The following is a 244-nucleotide window of genomic DNA, read 5'->3' as shown; positions in this document are numbered from 1 at the left end:
GACTATTTTTATCGCTTCTTTTGAATTCATGCCTTTTTCATTTATATAATGTTCAATATGATTATATACTGAAATAGCTTCCCACCATTGTTCTTCTGGAGTAGGTTCTTCTGTTGAACCTGCTACTAAAATACAAAACTCACCACGAACTTCATTTTGCTTCGTCCACTCAATCGCTTCTTCAATTGTTCCACGAATAAACTCTTCAAATTTTTTCGTTAGCTCACGACATAATACGATTTCC

The 244-nt window shown here is 34.0% G+C and carries 1 pseudogene; it reads right to left on the bottom strand.

What is annotated here, in order from left to right:
• Nucleotides 1–244 (bottom strand): annotated as a pseudogene (locus SB775_RS32870) (16S rRNA (cytidine(1402)-2'-O)-methyltransferase); the annotation flags it as partial.

The sequence above is a fragment of the Peribacillus sp. SIMBA_075 genome (genome assembly GCF_046534585.1).
This window is presented reverse-complemented; position numbering and strand designations above follow the sequence as displayed.